This window comes from Pedobacter yonginensis (assembly GCF_003173595.1).
GTDB lineage: Bacteria > Bacteroidota > Bacteroidia > Sphingobacteriales > Sphingobacteriaceae > Pedobacter > Pedobacter yonginense.
Genome location: NZ_QGNZ01000002.1, coordinates 414631 through 432092, shown reverse-complemented (window position 1 = coordinate 432092; position 17462 = coordinate 414631). Strand labels below are relative to the sequence as shown.

Annotated in this window: 18 protein-coding genes and 1 tRNA gene; 11 read left to right on the top strand and 8 right to left on the bottom strand. The window is 37.7% G+C overall.

The genetic code is table 11. The features are described from left to right. Positions 1–77: 77 nt before the first annotated feature. Complete coding sequence (locus tag DHW03_RS08655; RefSeq protein WP_109925351.1) at positions 78–257, top strand: hypothetical protein; 180 nt, start codon at positions 78–80, stop codon at positions 255–257. 73 nt (positions 258–330) lie between these two features. Here DHW03_RS08655 and DHW03_RS08650 read toward each other — a convergent pair whose 3' ends face one another. The 5 genes from DHW03_RS08650 to DHW03_RS08630 form a co-directional block, all read right to left on the bottom strand. Continuing rightward, positions 331–1014, bottom strand: coding sequence for a Rossmann-fold NAD(P)-binding domain-containing protein (locus DHW03_RS08650; protein ID WP_109925350.1), 684 nt, complete (start codon positions 1012–1014; stop codon positions 331–333). 105 nt (positions 1015–1119) lie between these two features. Continuing rightward, entirely contained in the window at positions 1120–3258 is a 2139-nt protein-coding gene (locus DHW03_RS08645; protein ID WP_109925349.1) for a S9 family peptidase, read from the bottom strand. 102 nt (positions 3259–3360) lie between these two features. Next, a tRNA-Ser gene (locus tag DHW03_RS08640) sits at positions 3361–3445 on the bottom strand. Positions 3446–3533: 88 nt separating this feature from the next. After that, positions 3534–4964 carry a pyruvate kinase gene (pyk, locus tag DHW03_RS08635; RefSeq protein WP_109925348.1) on the bottom strand — a complete coding sequence of 477 codons (1431 nt, stop codon included), beginning with the start codon at positions 4962–4964 and terminating at the stop codon, positions 3534–3536. A 150-nt stretch (positions 4965–5114) separates the two neighbouring features. After that, positions 5115–5534 (bottom strand): IPExxxVDY family protein, encoded by a 420-nt coding sequence (locus DHW03_RS08630; protein WP_109925347.1) that lies wholly within the window; start codon positions 5532–5534, stop codon positions 5115–5117. Positions 5535–5692: 158 nt separating this feature from the next. Between DHW03_RS08630 and DHW03_RS08625 the strand changes: the two genes are divergently transcribed. From DHW03_RS08625 to rnc, 3 genes are all read left to right on the top strand, one after another. Then, a complete protein-coding gene (locus DHW03_RS08625) occupies positions 5693–5929 on the top strand; it encodes an acyl carrier protein (protein WP_008508386.1) in 237 nt (78 codons plus the stop codon). A 21-nt stretch (positions 5930–5950) separates the two neighbouring features. Continuing rightward, positions 5951–7204 (top strand): beta-ketoacyl-ACP synthase II, encoded by a 1254-nt coding sequence (gene fabF, locus DHW03_RS08620; protein ID WP_109925346.1) that lies wholly within the window; start codon positions 5951–5953, stop codon positions 7202–7204. A gap of 93 nt (positions 7205–7297) precedes the next feature. After that, positions 7298–8026 (top strand): ribonuclease III, encoded by a 729-nt coding sequence (rnc, locus tag DHW03_RS08615; RefSeq protein ID WP_109925345.1) that lies wholly within the window; start codon positions 7298–7300, stop codon positions 8024–8026. A gap of 30 nt (positions 8027–8056) precedes the next feature. On the opposite strand, the gene DHW03_RS08610 is transcribed toward rnc, so the two are convergent. Beyond that, positions 8057–8767, bottom strand: a complete 711-nt coding sequence (locus DHW03_RS08610; protein ID WP_109925344.1) for a hypothetical protein — start codon at positions 8765–8767, stop codon at positions 8057–8059. Positions 8768–9233: 466 nt separating this feature from the next. On the opposite strand from DHW03_RS08610, the gene DHW03_RS08605 reads away from it, so the two are divergent. From DHW03_RS08605 to nadD, 3 genes are all read left to right on the top strand, one after another. Continuing rightward, complete coding sequence (locus DHW03_RS08605) at positions 9234–10097, top strand: YicC/YloC family endoribonuclease (protein WP_109925343.1); 864 nt, start codon at positions 9234–9236, stop codon at positions 10095–10097. 69 nt (positions 10098–10166) lie between these two features. Further along, complete coding sequence (gmk, locus tag DHW03_RS08600) at positions 10167–10736, top strand: guanylate kinase (protein ID WP_109925342.1); 570 nt, start codon at positions 10167–10169, stop codon at positions 10734–10736. A gap of 61 nt (positions 10737–10797) precedes the next feature. Continuing rightward, positions 10798–11370: a nicotinate (nicotinamide) nucleotide adenylyltransferase gene (nadD, locus tag DHW03_RS08595; protein WP_109925341.1), complete on the top strand. Its 573-nt coding sequence runs from the start codon at positions 10798–10800 to the stop codon at positions 11368–11370. A gap of 272 nt (positions 11371–11642) precedes the next feature. Here nadD and DHW03_RS08590 read toward each other — a convergent pair whose 3' ends face one another. Further along, complete coding sequence (locus DHW03_RS08590) at positions 11643–12344, bottom strand: SAM-dependent methyltransferase (RefSeq protein WP_109925340.1); 702 nt, start codon at positions 12342–12344, stop codon at positions 11643–11645. Between the two features lie 278 nt (positions 12345–12622). On the opposite strand from DHW03_RS08590, the gene DHW03_RS08585 reads away from it, so the two are divergent. Then, positions 12623–14248 (top strand): DUF6600 domain-containing protein, encoded by a 1626-nt coding sequence (locus DHW03_RS08585; protein ID WP_109925339.1) that lies wholly within the window; start codon positions 12623–12625, stop codon positions 14246–14248. 40 nt (positions 14249–14288) lie between these two features. Here the strand turns inward: DHW03_RS08585 and DHW03_RS08580 are convergent, their stop codons facing one another. Further along, positions 14289–14915, bottom strand: a complete 627-nt coding sequence (locus tag DHW03_RS08580) for an HAD family hydrolase (RefSeq protein ID WP_109925338.1) — start codon at positions 14913–14915, stop codon at positions 14289–14291. A 78-nt stretch (positions 14916–14993) separates the two neighbouring features. On the opposite strand from DHW03_RS08580, the gene DHW03_RS08575 reads away from it, so the two are divergent. The 3 genes from DHW03_RS08575 to DHW03_RS08565 all read left to right on the top strand — a co-directional run bounded on the left by DHW03_RS08575 (position 14994) and on the right by DHW03_RS08565 (position 17447). Next, positions 14994–15221: a YtxH domain-containing protein gene (locus tag DHW03_RS08575; RefSeq protein ID WP_109925337.1), complete on the top strand. Its 228-nt coding sequence runs from the start codon at positions 14994–14996 to the stop codon at positions 15219–15221. 62 nt (positions 15222–15283) lie between these two features. After that, positions 15284–16687 (top strand): MBL fold metallo-hydrolase RNA specificity domain-containing protein, encoded by a 1404-nt coding sequence (locus DHW03_RS08570; RefSeq protein WP_109925336.1) that lies wholly within the window; start codon positions 15284–15286, stop codon positions 16685–16687. A 73-nt stretch (positions 16688–16760) separates the two neighbouring features. Further along, the gene (locus DHW03_RS08565; protein ID WP_109925335.1) at positions 16761–17447 is read left to right on the top strand and encodes a class I SAM-dependent methyltransferase; all 687 of its coding nucleotides are present in this window, start codon (positions 16761–16763) and stop codon (positions 17445–17447) included. Positions 17448–17462 lie beyond the last annotated feature (15 nt).

Here is a 17462-nt window from a genome sequence, read left to right as displayed (position 1 = left end):
ATTAAAACATAATCTGCCGCTTTCGGTTAATATTATAACGCTCCGTGTTAAACAGTATTAATTAAATTTATAATGTTATGAAAAACGTAAGCACACCAAAAAACAACCCAACCGGGCAAGGAAGTTCAATTGCAGATAGAGCAAACCATGATGTAAAAGTGGACAAGAAAATTCAGGGTATTACGAATGGTGGTGGACAACGGTCTGACCAGACTTCAAACAAAGACAACCAAAGAAAACAAGATAACAAGAAGTAATTTATATTTTATTTAGCCTGCTGACGATTAATCAACAGGCTAAATATTTTTATAAGAATAAGGTTTGTTATTTTTAGGATGGCTCGCTTGCTAAGGCGATAATATCCTTCCCCTCCAACACTTTCCGTTCGTTGTTGTGGCTTAATGTATTAATCATTGCATTGCCTAATTCATCCATACTACAAAAGCCATTAGGAAATATTCTTCGTCCAATGGGAAACATCCAATTGATGTATTTATAGAATTTATGAGCATATTTTTGCCTTTCTATTGGTTTAATAAACCCGGGCCTAAAATTAAAAACTTGTTCAAATGGGAGCTTCATGAGGTCGTTTTCTGTTTTTCCCTTTACCCTTGCCCATTTCAAACGCCCTTTTTGAGTGCTGTCTGTCCCACTTCCAGACACATAACAGAAAGTCATTCCGCTGTTTAATTTGGCTAATGTTTGGGCCACATGCATGGTGAGTATATAAGTCATTTTGTAATAGGTATCTTCATTAACGCCAACAGATGAAATGCCTAAACCGAAAAAACAAGCATTATAACCCTTCAATTGATTTTCTATAGGGGAGAGGTTTAAAAAATCTTGATGGATAATTTCTTTGAGTTTGGGGTGCACATAACCACACGGTTTACGGTTAATTACTAAAATTGAATCTATTTCCGAACTCTCGAGGCATTTTATCAAAATCCCTTCTCCAACCATACCCGTTGTGCCGGTGATAATTACATGATTTTCTGACCTTGTTTTTCCCATGCTGTGCTAATTGTTGTTTGCCTACCCATCAAAACTGTTTGAGCGAAACTTTGTTTGCTTATAAATGATAAAGGTCTCGATTTTAGTCGAGACCTTTTCTATTTTTTATCTAATTACAGTGCCTTGCATTTTATAATCTTTCGGAGGTTCTAGGCCTAAAAGGTTTTGTACAAAGTAATCCCAACGCCTGCGCATCATATAAGGAGAGTATGCGCCGTAGCCATGTGCACTATTTGGAAAAATCACTAAATCAAAAGATTTATTGGCTTTTTCTAGCGCCTCTACAACTAGTAAAGTGTTGTACGGCGGTACGTTATCATCCATTAGGCCATGCACCAACATCAGTTTGCCTTTTAAGTTTTTGGCGTAATTTTGATTTGCCTGCGCTTCATAATCTGAATTTTCTACTAAACCATTATATCTTTCGCCCCAATCGTCCTCATAGTTTCTGTTTTCATGGTTTCCAGATTCTGAAATACCAACCTTGAAAAAGTCTGGATAGCGAAACATTGCGGTAGCGGTGGCAAAACCACCACCCGAGTGACCCCAAATGCCAACTTTTGTGGTATCTATTGGGTATTTTTCTGATAATTGTTTTATTGCAGTGATTTGATCTGGCAAAGTGTTTTCTGCCATATTACCGTAACTCATATCATGGAAACTCTTTGAGCGATCTGGGTTGCTGGTACCCTCAATAACTACAACTATAAATCCAAGTTCTGCTAAAGCTTGGTTGTCGCCACGAGAAGCGATAAAGCTCCAACTGCCTACACTGCCACCTTGAGGGCCTGGATAAATATAATCGATAACAGGATATTTTTTAGTTGCATCCATTTTGGTCGGCGTAAAAACCAACCCGTAGATATCCGTTTTGCCATCATGTGCCTTTACCGTAACTGGAATTGGCGCTTTCCAACCCGTTGCCGTTAATCTGGTTACATCTGTTTTTTCTAATGTTGTAATCAGTTTTCCATCTAAACTTCTCATTAAAGTTACTGGCGGAACATCAGGCTGAGAATAAGTATCCATAAAATGCTGACCCGAGGGAGATATGGAAACGATGTGATTTCCTTCTTCAGGAGTTAAATCTGTTAGTTTTTTTCCATCAAAGCCAATTTTATAAAAATGTCCGAAGTAAGGGTTTTTTTTGTCCTGACCGTTTGCAATAAAATAAAGCGTACGGGATTTCTCATCCACCTTTAGTAGTCGAGTTACAACCCAATTGCCTTTGGTAATTTGGTTTTTCACTTTTCCTGTTGTGGCATCATATAAATACAAATGGCCCCAGTTATCACGTTCAGAATACCAGATGATTTCTTTTGTATTGGCTAAATATCTCCAGTTAATTGCCCCCTGGCCAGATTCGTATTGGGTTTTTACCTTTTCTTCGAAAACCTCGCGAACAGCTCCGGTAGCGGCATTGGCAATTCTGAATTTTTCCTCTTTATGATCTCTTGAAGTAGAAACAAATGCAACTTCAGAACCATCTGCTTTCCAATCAATATCATCGAAAGTGCCACTACTGGAAATGTCATCACTCAAAGTGGCTCTATGCGGATCGGCAGGGATATTTAGCGATATGATTTTAGGATTTTCGACATCGATTACTACCCTTCTAATCGTGGCAATTTGTTTATCGCCAGGTAGTGGGTATTTCCAAGCTTCTAATCTCGGTGCTCCAACATTGGTTGTTACCAAGTACATGTCTTTACTGTTCCTTTGATCTTGTTGAAAAGTAGCAATCTTCTTTGAATCTGGCGACCAGCGTAAAATTGGCGCATCGCTGTGTTTCCAGCCAGCATTGTCTGTTGCATAACCGTAATCTTTTATGCCATCAGTTGTTAACTGTGTTAATTTTCCGGTCGCCACATCTTTCACATATAGGTTGTAGTCCTTTATCAAGATTGCTTTTTTGCCATCGGGCGATACAACCTCGTTTCTTCCTCCAAAGCGTCGTCCGCCAGTTGGTGGCGTGGCCTTATAATCTGAAGTTAAGGTTTTTGTTTTCTTTGCCGGATCAACCAAATAGGTTTGCTCTCCATTTTCTGTTTTGGTGGTGTACCAAAATTTATCACCATCGAGCCAGTTTGGTTGTACATTGGCATGATCAATAAATTTCGCAGTACTATAGCCCATAAAACTCTCGGCTCTTTCGTAATCTTTTGCAGTTAACGGAATGCCTTGCTGAGCATATGCAGAAACAGCCAAAGCACAGGCCGTTACCGTAAGAAAGTATTTATTCATTGTTTGATTTTATTCTTCAGCGATAAAAATAACACTGTTCCCGCACTTCAATTTAAAGTATTAAGAATGATACAGAATATGATGCGTTAAAGGGGAAAAGAGCGGAGAGGGCGGGATTCGAACCCGCGGTACCTTTCAGTACACACGCTTTCCAAGCGTGCTCGATCGACCACTCTGACACCTCTCCGTTAGGGATTGCAAAAATATAATTTTTAAGCTAAAAAAAATGCTCTCGAAACAATCGAGAGCATTAAAATATTTAAAAGGTTAGAGAATTAGTCGATAACCGTAATTTTTAACATGTTGGTTTTACCTTTAGCTTCCATCGGAATGGCTGCGGTATTAATGATGATATCACCTTGTTTAACCAATTTTTGACTTTTCAAGAACTCGTTAACCTCGATAATGGTGTTATCTGTACTTTCAAATTTATCGTAATAGAAACCTCTAACACCCCAAAGTAAACTTACAGCGTTTAATAAAGCTCTGTTGCTGGTAAAAATGAAGGTTAAAGCTTCTGGTCTGTGACTCGAAATTTCGAATGCCGTGTAACCACTCAATGTCATGGAAACAATACCTACTGCGTTGGTTTGTTTAGCTAAGAAACAAGCAGAATCACAAATTGCATCACTTAAGAAAGATGGCGATTTTGGTTTTAAGAATTTATCAGGATTGAAAGGGTAGTTGTTCTGCTCGATGTTTTGAATAATTTTCTGCATCGTTTCAATCACGATTAATGGAAATTCTCCAACTGAAGTCTCGCCACTAAGCATTACCGCATCAGCACCATCTAAAACTGAGTTCGCAACATCATTAACCTCAGCACGCGTTGGGCGCGGCGTAGTAATCATACTTTCAAGCATTTGAGTGGCAACAATTACAGGTTTAGATGCGGCTCTACATTTAGCAACAATCATTTTCTGTAACAAAGGAACTTCTTCCATTGGACATTCCACACCTAAATCACCACGAGCAACCATAATACCATCAGATGCAGCAATAATTTCATCGATGTTAGCAATAGCCTCTGGCTTTTCTATTTTAGCAATAACACGAGCCGTTTTGCCACGCTCTGCGATTATTTTTTTAAGTTCAACAATATCCTCAGCCTTACGAACGAAAGATAAACCAATCCATTCTACATCATTTTCAAGAACGAACTCTAAATTTTCGCGATCTTCTGGCGTTAACGAAGGGATAGAAACTTTTGTATTAGGAAGATTTACACCTTTTCTCGAAGTTAAAATACCACCGTGAACAATTTCGCAAACCACTTCATCCTTTAAATTGGTCGAAATCACTTTCATTTGAAGCTTACCATCGTCCAAAAGAATAATTTCTCCAGCTTGAACATCTTGAGGGAAACTTTGGTAGGTAATGTAAATACGCTCTTCGTTACCAATACACTCAGTAGTTGTAATTACAGTTGTTGTACCGTTAATTAAATTAATACCACCTTCTTTTACTAATCCAATGCGGATTTTAGGGCCCTGTAAATCGGCAAGAATACCAACGTTATAGTCGTATTTTTTATTTAAATCGCGGATGGTATCCAAAACCGCTTGATGATCTGCTTGTGAACCATGTGAAAAGTTTAAACGGCAAACATCTAAACCTGCGTTAAACATACTATATAATACATCTGGTTTAGCGGATGCTGGGCCTAAAGTGGCAACAATTTTAGTTCTAGAATGAAAAGGTTTCATTTAATAATTGATTTTAGCAATGCAGTTTAAGAAAACGCCAATTAATTATCTAAAATAATCAAACTGCATCAATATTTATATATTTTGTTTTTTTGTTCGTTGTTTATAACCCTCAAATATAGTGTATTTAATACACCAAGTATATAATTTTTATATTACCAAATTTTCTTTACTCTTTAATTTGGTGGGATCTATTTTTGCAGCTACCTGTATATCAGGCAGTTTGTTTAAGCTAGTGAGTAAATAATCAAGATCTTCCTTATCTATAAATTCTTTAATAATGATGAAAAAATCAACATTTGCCATTTCTGGAATCAGGATTCCATCACTGCTCCTGTTGCTAATTAAGTAATATTCTACATCGCCCTGCTCAACAAAAAAGTAATATTTAGAGAAAGACCAGGCGGGTTCATCAATGTTAAAAAAAATTTCATGGTCTTCAATTTTTTCGAAATGTAAATTTAGTCGCGTATTAATTTTGTGGCAAAGCACATAGTCTTTTAGGGGCGCTGTGATCGCAATTAGTATAAAATCAAGGTCTAACGTGAGCTTTAGGTAAGTTCTATTCAAGGGGAAATAAATTATTTACAGAACGAAATTAAAAAACTAATTCTATATTCGCTGTGTTATTTAGATACCAAAAGTAGGGGTCGAAATAAAAACATTTGAAAATTGTAAGAATTTATTTTTCTTTGCACAGAATTATTTAACCATTAAATTATAAAATTATGTCTGATATTGCTTCAAGAGTTAAGGCTATTATCGTAGAAAAACTAGGTGTTGACGAAAGCGAAGTTACGCCAGAGGCTTCATTCACCAACGATTTAGGTGCAGATTCTTTAGATACCGTAGAACTTATTATGGAATTTGAGAAAGAATTCAATGTAGCTATTCCTGACGATCAGGCTGAAACCATCGGTACAGTTGGTCAAGCAATCGCTTATTTGGAAAAAAACGTTAAATAGAATTACGCTTTTTCAGTATAAATGGAATTAAAAAGAGTAGTAGTAACAGGGTTGGGTGCGCTCACTCCTATAGGCAATAATGTTCCCGATTTTTGGGAAGGATTGACTAACGGGGTGAGTGGCGCTGCTCCTATTAAGGGTTTTGATACTGAGAAGTTTAAAACCAAATTCGCTTGCGAGGTAAAAAACTTTAATCCAGAAGATTTTTTGGAGAAAAAGGAAGCCCGTAAGCTAGATCCGTTTGTACAATATGCTTTAGTAGCAACAGATGAGGCTGTGAAGGATGGTGGTTTTGATTTTGAAAAATTAGATACCAATCGAATCGGTGTAATTTGGGGCGCAGGCATAGGTGGATTGAAAACTTTCTTAGATGAAATTTCGAATTTCGCGAAGGGAGATGGCACGCCAAGATACAATCCATTTTTTATCCCTAAAATGATTATTGATATTGCTCCAGGGCATATTTCAATTAAATACGGCTTACGTGGGCCAAATTTTGCAACTGTTTCGGCATGTGCTTCCTCTACCAATGCAATGATTGATGCATTTAACTATATCCGCTTGGGTATGGCCGATGTGATCATTAGCGGAGGATCAGAAGCGATTATTAATGAAGCAGGAATGGGTGGCTTTAACGCCATGCACGCACTATCTACACGTAATGATGATCCGGCAACGGCATCTCGTCCGTTCGATAAAGATCGTGATGGTTTTGTAGCAGGTGAAGGTGCCGGAACAATTATTTTAGAAGAACTTGAACACGCAAAAGCAAGGGGTGCAAAAATTTATGCAGAACTTGTTGGTGGTGGAATGAGTGCTGATGCAAATCACATCACCGCTCCACATCCAGAAGGTTTAGGCGCTAGAATGGTTATGACAAATGCACTTAAAGATGCGGGTTTAACTACTGCTGATATCGATTACATCAATGTTCATGGAACTTCTACACCGCTTGGTGATATTAGCGAAACCAAAGCCATTGGTGCCTTATTTGGAGAAGATGCCTACCGTTTAAACATCAGTTCTACCAAATCAATGACTGGTCACCTATTGGGTGCAGCGGGTGCAATTGAAGCGATTGCAGCAATTTTAGCTGTTCAAAATGATATTGTTCCTCCAACAATTAATCACTTTACAGATGATCCTGCTTTTGATCCTAAACTCAATTTTACATTTAACAAAGCTCAAAAACGCACAGTTAGAGCCGCGCTAAGTAATACTTTCGGTTTCGGTGGGCATAACGCTTCAGTAATTTTCAAAAAGTACGAAGATTAATTAAACAGCCTCTTTATATAATTTTGTATGCTAATTAAAAATAGATAACTTAGTTAAATATGCTAGTTAGCCGTTAATTGTGTTATTTCTTTAATGCCGATATTAAAATTATATAAACTTTATCTATCTCCTGAAAAGGAGTTTGTTAAAAAGCTGAAAAATATTTTGGGCTTTGTTCCAGGCAATGTTACGCTATACAAAATGGCGTTTAGACATCGTTCTGTAGCTAAAGTTTTGAAAAACGGAAGCAGAAGCAGTAACGAGCGGCTGGAATTTTTAGGTGATGCTGTTTTAGGATCTGTAATTGCCGAACTTCTTTTCAAACACTATCCGTACAAAGAAGAAGGCTTTTTAACCGAAATGCGTTCTAAAATCGTAAATCGGGCTAATTTAAACCAGTTGGCGAAAAAAATCGGTTTCGATCGAATGATTCAGTTCGATCAGCGATCTGTAAGCATTCAAACCAAGCACAACTCCATGTTGGGTGATGCCTTCGAGGCTATAATTGGTGCAATCTACATGGATAAGGGGTATAATTTCACCAAAGAATTTTTGCTTCGTAGAATTGTTAAGCCCCATATCGACATTCATACCTTGGAACTTACCGAAACCAATTTTAAAAGTAAATTGATTGAATGGTGTCAACGCCATGGTAAAGATGTACTTTTCGAACTGGCAGAAAATGGCGAAGGCGAAAGCGCTAAATTATTTACCATCAGCGCCGTTGTAGAAGGTGAAAAAGTTGGAACTGGGAGAGATTATAATAAGAAGAATGCCGAAAAATTAGCCGCAGAAAAAGCTTGCGAAACCTTATCCATTTAGAGGACATTAATTAAGACCGGATACCGCCCTTTATTTTCCTTTTCCCAACGTATCTGTAAAACTTTTTGACGATTCTTTAATGTACTTAATGTAATCGTAACTGTTCCAATACTGTGCTTTTTCAAATGCTGGTCGGCAATTTAGCATGTATTTTTCCAGTGTATCACCTCTTAGCTCAGTATTGTTTTTAATGATGCTTTGATTAAAATACACATCAATTTGCGATTGTTTGATTTCATTATCGGCGTATCTTCCAAATCGTCGAGCATTTTTAGGATCCTTTCCAATTAAATTATATAGTGCATTTAGCGGGCTAAAGATGGCCGAAAGAACGGATGATTTACCACCATTGTAAACGCCTTTGTTCTGAAATTCTTTCTTGATTTCATCCAGATCTTGCTTTTTGGTATTTCCCCTAATGGTAACATCCTCCAGCATGGTGGTATTCCGAATGAGATATACGATTATATCCTGCTCACCCTTTACCACAACTTCTTGATCCATTAAATTTCTTTTTGTTATGAGCAAAGTATCTCCAACTTTAGCTTTAATCTGGAAGAAACCTAAATCATTGCTTCCCACACCCAATTTGGTGCGCTTATTTGTAATCTCCGATAATGCAATTCTAATGTTTGAGCCCTTTTCTATAATCACCCCTTTGGCAATAAAATCTTGAGCCTTTGCGCCCAAGCCAAATAGGATAAATAGTATGTGAAGAATTGAGTATTTAAAAAATTTCATGAGCATATAATTTTTGCTTGATATTGGTGTGCCTATACCGGATGTTTAATAGAGCATGGATTTAAGTACATTCTAAATTTTTAATACCCCATGTTCCCTTTGCCTCGTTAATCTTTACAACACATGGTGCTATTCTAATGTTCGTATCTTTTTTAATAATAACACCTTTTGGTAACAAATCTCATCCACTGGAAGACCTTGTGTCAAAAATCAAACAAATTAAAATTTCAGTTTATAGCAAAACTGCTTCGTGCCTACCAAGTATTTTTTGTAAAATTAACATTTGTTTAACTTTTTAATTGTTAAATAAACGTTAATGCATTGATAAAGTTCACCCTGCTGAAGATTGAAAGTGTGAACCACAGAAATTTTGGTTCCATCTTGTCGATGTTAAAGCAGCGCAAAACTCCTGGCGGGCAACTTAAACTCCAAACTTATTTTTCTATCTTTGCGCATGATAAAATCCATGACAGGATACGGCTTAGCAACAGCCGATTATGCAAATGCAAAGTACAGTGTCGAAATCAAATCGCTCAACAGTAAATTTCTTGAGCTTAATTTAAAATTTCCTAAAGCCTTTTCTGATAAAGAAATTATTCTGCGCAACGTGTGTAGTAAAGATATAGAGCGGGGTAAAGTAAGCTTGAATATTAACGTAGAGCGCTCCGCGGCTGAAGTTACGGGCGCATCCATTAACACGGCCTTATTAGCGCATTATTACAACCAACTCATTGCCGTTAATAACGAATTAAATGCTAATAGCAGTAATTTATTGCAAATAGCGTTAACCTTTCCAGATGTAATTAATTACAAAGAAGAAAGTGTTTCTGAAGATGAATGGAACCATCTATATCAAATATTTACCCAAGCTGTTGTTAGTTTTAACAAATTTAGAGAAGATGAAGGCGCTGTTTTGAAATCTGATTTAGAGCTACGCATTCAGAATATTCTGTCATATTTCAAATCTGTTGAAGAATTAGAGCCAAAGCGAATTTCGGCCATTCGGGATAAATTTACCCAATTTTTAGATGATGCCGTGGGTAAGGTGAATATAGATCAAAACCGTTTTGAGCAAGAATTAATTTATTATATCGATAAGATAGACATCACTGAGGAAAAAACGCGTTTGAAAAGTCATTGCGATTACTTTTTACAAACTTTAACCAGTAAAGAAGCGAATGGTAAGAAGTTAGGTTTCATTTCGCAGGAAATTGGCAGAGAAATTAATACGATGGGCGCCAAGGCAAATGACGCACAAATGCAACAGTTTGTGGTGGGCATGAAAGAAGAATTAGAAAAGATAAAAGAACAGTTATTAAATGTATTATAGAAAGTTTAAAGCTTATGGTTCAAATACTACCGCTTTGAACGTTCAGCTTTAGTCTTTAGTCTCAACAAAATGAAACAAGGCAAATTAATTATATTTTCGGCACCATCTGGAGCAGGCAAAACCACTATCGTACATCACTTATTAAGCAAATTTCCTGAACTGAGCTTTTCTATTTCTGCAACAACCCGCGAATTACGTGGCGCCGAAACCCATGAAAATGACTACTATTTCATTAGTAAAGAAGAGTTTTTGCATAAAGTAGCCCGTCAAGAATTTGTAGAATTTGAGGAGGTTTACAATGGAACATTCTACGGAACATTGCGCTCCGAAATTGAACGCATTTGGAATGAAGGGAAACACGTTATTTTTGATATTGATGTAGAGGGTGGCATTAGGCTGAAACGAAAATATGAAGAAGATGCTTTAGCTATCTTTGTACAGCCACCATCTTTAGAAGTTTTAAAAGAGCGTTTAAGTGGTAGAGGAACTGATAGTCCTGAAAAATTACAAGAACGTTTTATCAAAGCAGAAAAGGAGTTAACCTATGCCGATAAGTTTGATGTGATTTTAAAAAACTACGATTTAGCAACAGCTTGTGCCGAAGCAGAAAAATTGGTTGGAGATTTTATTAAAAGTTAGCCAAATCTGATTTCAACGTTTAAAATATTAACTCCGCAATTATCTAGCTGATTATCTTAATATGAAAACTGGTCTTTTTTTCGGTTCTTATAATCCAATCCATACTGGGCACTTAATTATTGCGAATTACATGGCCAATCATACCGAGCTAGACGAAGTATGGCTGGTGGTTTCACCACACAATCCACTGAAAGATAAAAGTGGATTAACCAACATGTACGATCGGCTGGAAATGGCTAAGCTGGCTACTGAAAACGCCGAGCACATTCGAGTGAGTGATATCGAATTTGCATTGCCTCAGCCCTCCTATACCATCGACACATTAACCCATTTACACGAAAAGTATCCAGAAAAAGAATTTGTGCTGATTATGGGAGCGGATAACTTAGCCTCTTTAAAAAAGTGGAAAAATTACGAGGTGCTGCTCAAAAATTATCAAATTTACGTTTATCCCCGCCCAGAGGCTAATGTAACGGAATGGGGAAATCATCCATCCATTACGCTAACGAAAACGCCATTGATGGAAATTTCTTCAACCTTCATCCGCAAAGCGATTAAAGAAAATAAAAACATTCAATTTTTCTTGCCAGATAAAGTCATACAATTTATCGAGGGAAAGGGAATGTACCGCTAGAATGAATCTTGTGCATTTTTAGTTTGTGAAGCAAGGCATTCATGCTGGGCGAGAAACATTTCCTCGACCGTAGCGGAGAAATCTTTTAAGGAAGTTTTAGTTATTGGTTTCAAAGATCTCTCCATTTCGCTGCGCTCCAGTCGAGAAGACGGATTGCTGAGGCGTCCTTTCGACCGTAGCGGAGAAATCTTTTAAGGAAATTTTGGTTCTTTTTTCAAAGATCTCTCCGTTCGGAAATCCCCTAATTTTTAATTCACAATAACACCAAAGGGTTAGTATAAAAGAAAGATAGTTGGTTTTTTATGTAAATCTATTGTTTCTTTGCGCCATAGATAAACCGTTTGGGTCTTGATGTATTCGTCTTCACCTGTCAAATTACTAGCAATGCAAAGCTGAGAACTTGGTTTACAGCTTTTCAAAATTTCTTCTAGCATTTGATTGTTGCGAAAAGGTGTTTCAATAAAGATCTGCGTTTGTTTATATCGACTAGCCGATAAATCCAAATCTTTAATTCGCTTAGTTCTTTGTTCCTTATCAATTGGCAAATAGCCCCAAAATGCAAAACTTTGTCCATTAAAGCCAGAGGCCATCAATGCAAGCAGAATAGAGCTAGGCCCTACCAAAGGCACAACTTTAATTCCTTTTTTGTGTGCCTCTGCAACAATATCGGCACCTGGATCTGCAATACCAGGGCATCCTGCTTCGCTCATTAAGCCAACGTCTTTTCCTGCCAAAAGCTCAACGAAAAACTGACCTAAATCTGTACGGTTATGTTTTCCATAATCGTGTACGATTAAATCTTTTTGAGGCGTTTTTAAGCCCGCTTCTTTCAAAAACCGACGAGCGGTTTTGCTATTTTCTACGATGTAAGTGTCAATTTGATTAATGGTATCAACCAAATAAGGTGTAAAAGTTTTATGTGCTACCTCTTCAGCAAGAGGAACAGGAATTAAATATAAGGTACCGTTCTGCATGATGCAAAAATACTTACAATAAATAGAATTTAAGTTTTAAAGTTTAAGAGTTGTACCATACAATCTATTTTGTAAACAGTGGTGTAGCAAATTTTATTTCTAAATGACTTATTTTCCGCACAATTATACGCAAGTTAAAACGTTAAATAAGAGTTAAATATGCCATTATCAGCGATATTTGGCACAAATGACGAAAACTATGCTAGCATATTAAACCCTGGGTAGTTTTGGTTCTCTAATTGATACACACACATTAGGTTATTAAAATAAACACACAAATGAAAACACTGAAATTAGCGGCTATTGTGCTGGGGCTTTTTGGGCTCCTTGCCGGAACCACAACCTTAGTCAGGGCACAAGACTACCAAGACAGTTACCAAGATGATGGTTATAGCACGGGTAACGTTTCTTTACAAACTTTCTACGATGAACTTTCACCCTACGGTACCTGGATTCAAGACCCACAATACGGATACGTTTGGCGTCCTGATGTAGATCAAAATGAGTTTCGTCCATATTATTCAAATGGCCGTTGGGCAATGACAGAATATGGCAATACTTGGGTATCAAATTACGATTGGGGATGGGCTCCATTTCACTACGGTCGTTGGGTAATAAACAGTTATAGACAATGGATTTGGTTGCCAGATACCAATTGGGGACCAGCTTGGGTAGATTGGAGAAGTGGTGATGGTTATTACGGCTGGGCACCAATGGCGCCAAGCATCAACATTAACTTAAGCTTTGGCCGTCGTTATTCGGTGCCAGAATTTTGCTGGAACTTTATTCCTCAAGCCAATATTTATATCAATAGATTTCCTAGGTATGACTATGGTAGAAACAATGTGTACATCCGCAACACAACCATTATCAACAACACTTACGTTTATAATAGAAGAACTTATTATGGCGGACCAAGAGTTGAAGATATTAGACGTGCAACAAACCGCGATGTACGTGTGTATAGATTTGACCAAAGCAACAGACCAGGAGCAAGTAGGATAGATAGCAGAGCGGTTTCTATTTACAGACCAAGGCCAGAACGCAATGCGGTAGATAATCGCAACGCGGCACCAAGGAAATTTGAACAAGGTAATGCAGGTTTTGCTAGAAACGGAAGAGGGAACGACAACTCTACTCGTGGCGGAAACAATACCGATAACAGATTTGGAAACAGAAATGGCCAATCCGATGTTCGCATCAATGGAAATGTAGAGAATAGAGGCAATAGCAATCAACCCAATACCAGAGGCGGGGTTTATAATAGGGATGCTAATGGTAGAGGTGAACGTATTGGTCAGAACAATGGGCAACCAAATGTTGATCGAAATCAAGATCAGCAAAGGGTACAACAGGCCCAACAACAAAGAGCTGAACGTGGTGTTCAACAAGATCGTATGAGCCAAGACCAGCAACGTGCGCAGCGCGATGTGCAAATCCAACAACAGCGAGGCCAGCAAACTGATCAGCAACGTGGGCAATTTGAACAACAACGCGCACAAAGAGATGCCCAATTACAGCAACAACGTAGTCAGCAGGTAGATCAGCAACGTGCACAACAAGTACAACAACGTGCTGCCCAAATGGAACAGCAAAGAACACAGCGTGATGCGCAAGCTCAACAACAACGTAGTCAACAGGTAGAACAGCAAAGGGCTCAGCAAGCACAGCAACGTTCTGCCCAAATGGAACAACAAAGAGCACAACGCGATGCACAAGCACAACAACAGCGTGCACAACAAGCACAGCAAAGGGAAGCACAAGTTCAACAGCAAAGGGCTCAGCAACAGCAACAACGTACTGAACCACGAAGAGTAGAAGCACCACAACAACAGCAACAACAAAATCGTGGTGGCGAAAGAAGTGGCTCGGAAGGAAGACCATCAAGAGGTGGTAGAGGATAGATTGATAAGTCCCGATGAAAATCGGGACTTTTTTTATGCCTTATCCATACTCAACAATTTGGGGTAAAATACTTAAATCCTTTGCTGTATAAGTGCTTTTAGCATTAGGATGGAGATTTTCGGGATCTAATAGAAAAGTATCGATTCCAAGTTCGAGCCCAAATTTAATTTCAGAATCTGCATCATCACCAATAATTAAAATCTCATCTTTATTTAAATCATGCTTTTCTATTAAATGTAGAAATGCTTCTTTTTTATTAGAAGATCCTGCGTCAACCACAAATACTTCTTCAAAATCATCGGCTATGCCTAACATTACAACTTTTGAGTTTTGTTGTTTTGGAAAACCAGCGGTGACAATAAATTTTCTTCCTTTTAGGTTTTTTATGTAATGGTAGTCGTGGCTGGGTTTTAAAGGCGCAGTAACAGATCGATTGCTCAAATACTCGATTGCCTTTTCTAAAGCTTCAGGTTTAAAGCCGTATTTTTTAGCAATCTTTAAGAAAGGTGTGCGAAGCATTTCTTGTTTAGCTTGCCTTTTTTCATCCGCTGTAATGCCTAAATCTAATTGATCCAGCAGGTTATAAATCCCACTCATGAGTTGCTGCTCATTTGGCTTTGTGAAGTAAATGGTATTATCTAAATCGATAAAAAATACTTGTTTCATTGTGGATTGGTTTTTGTAATATAAAAAAAATAAAACACGATAAGCTAAAATATGTTTATTAGTTAAAGATTTAAGATCATGAAGAAAGAAACAAAAATTATAGTAGGCGTATTAGCCGGAGCAGCATTAGGCGCAACAATCGCATTGGCATTATCTTCAGATTCTACCAGCGACATCAAAGGTAAATTATCAGATTTTTTTGCTGATTTATTAGATGTATCAAAGGATAAGTTAGCTGGCCTAGCAGATAAAGCAACAACGGTGGCCGACAAGGTTAAAGATAAACTAGCAGATATAAATGCTTAAAGAATAGGAAATGCCGGATTTATCCGGCATTTTTATTCTAAAATAATTTCTAACCATTACAAATGAAAATTGCTTTTCACGGTGCAGCCCGCACAGTTACGGGTAGTAAGCACCTTATTACGTTAAAAAATAACACTCAAATATTACTAGATTGCGGCCTTTTCCAAGGCATGGGTAAGGTTACCGATAAGCTAAACGGTTACTTTGGCTTTAGCCCAGCGCAAGTTACCTATCTGGTTTTGTCTCATGCACATATCGATCATTGCGGCTTATTGCCACGCCTTGTTGCAGAGGGTTTCAAAGGAAAAATCTTCTGTACTTCGGCTACCATGGATTTGGCCCGCATTTTAATGATGGATTCTGCTAAAATTCAAATGCAGGATGCGGACTTCTCCAATCGCCATTTACGCGAAGGCGAAGAAAAAGAAGAGCCCCTTTATACTGATGACGATGTGATTCAGACGGTAAGTCAGATGAAAATCGTAGAATATGAAGAGGATTTCGAAATTGAAGAAAACATCCGACTAAAATTTACTGACGCTGGCCACATTTTAGGAAGTGCAGCGATTCATTTAACTATTACGGAAGATAAGCAAACCACAAGAATTACATTTAGCGGAGATGTTGGCCGTTATGGTGATTTACTTTTAAAAAGCCCACAGCAGTTTGATCAGGCAGATTATATCTTAATGGAATCTACCTATGGAGATTCTTTACATAAAGATCTTGATCCAATTGAAGATATGTTGCTGGAGATCATCAGTAATACCTGTAAAGTAAAAAAAGGTAAGGTGATTATTCCTGCATTTAGTGTTGGAAGAACACAAGAACTTCTTTATGCCTTAAATGGTTTAGAGCTTAAGGGAAAATTGCCTGATGTACCTTACTATGTAGATAGTCCACTTTCTTCAAAAGCGACAGAGATTTTGAAAAACCATCCCGAAGTTTACAATAATGGGGTAAAAAGCACATTGAAGGTAGATCATGATGTTTTTGCTTTTAAAGGGCTTCGATTTATAGAAACTGTAGAAGAGTCTAAAGCTTTAAATGAAGATCCAAGGCCATGTGTAATTATTTCGGCATCTGGCATGGCGGAGGCTGGCCGGGTCAAGCATCACATTAGAAATAACATTGGAAACCACAAAAATACCATATTAATGGTTGGGTATTGTGAACCCAATTCGCTTGGCGGAAAACTAATTGCAGGGCAGAAGGTTGTAGAGATTTTTAGAGACAATTACGATGTGAAAGCAGAGGTAAGATCTATCAAATCGATGAGCGCGCATGGCGATTATGAAGATTTACTTAAATTTTTATCTTGCCAAGACCCAGCCAAGGTTAAACAGTTATTTTTGGTGCATGGCGAATATGAAGTGCAACAACATTTTGCCGCCACCTTGAAAGAACACGGCTTTATGCATGTCGCTATTCCAGAATATCATCAAGAGTTTAATCTTTCAGACTGATTAGAAGTATAAAGTTAATGAGCTGAGTAGTTTAATTTTTTCGCTTTAGTGTTTCCTAACTATCTTTGCACTTATGGATGTTTTTGGTAAAGCACTTACTGATATTTACAATACTGGTGAGGCTGATGTACTTTGGTTGAACAATTCTTATGGTGAGCCAGAAGAGATGCCTTTAGAATTTTTCTTTCGTGATGACGAAGAAATGCCTGTTTTAGAGTTGCAGGCGCTCCATATGTGTGAAGGTAAGGTTTTGGATATTGGCGCTGGAGTGGGTAGCCATGCTTTACTTCTACAGGCCTTTAATATCGATGTTACTGCAATTGATGTATCAGAAGCTGCGGTAAACATCATGAAAGACAGAGGGGTTAAAAAGGCACTTTTGCAAGATATTTATACACTCGAAGGAAAGTTCGATACCATTATCATGCTGATGAATGGAATTGGCTTGACCGGTACTTTGCCAGGCTTTAAGGATTTTTTACTTAAAATAAAGCAATTACTGAATCCCAACGGACAGCTGATTTTCGATTCATCCGATATTGCCTATTTGTATGAAGATTTACCTAAACCTCAGAATCAGTACTATGGCGAGGTATCCTATCAATACGAGTATAAAGGTGAAAAAGGAAACTGGTTCAATTGGATTTACATAGATGAGAGAACAATTAAATCAATAGCAGAAGAAACGGGCTGGAATTGTGAGCTCGTTTTTGATGATGGCGAAGATCAATATCTTGTTCGACTCACTCAGAAAGATTAATCTTAAAAATACCAG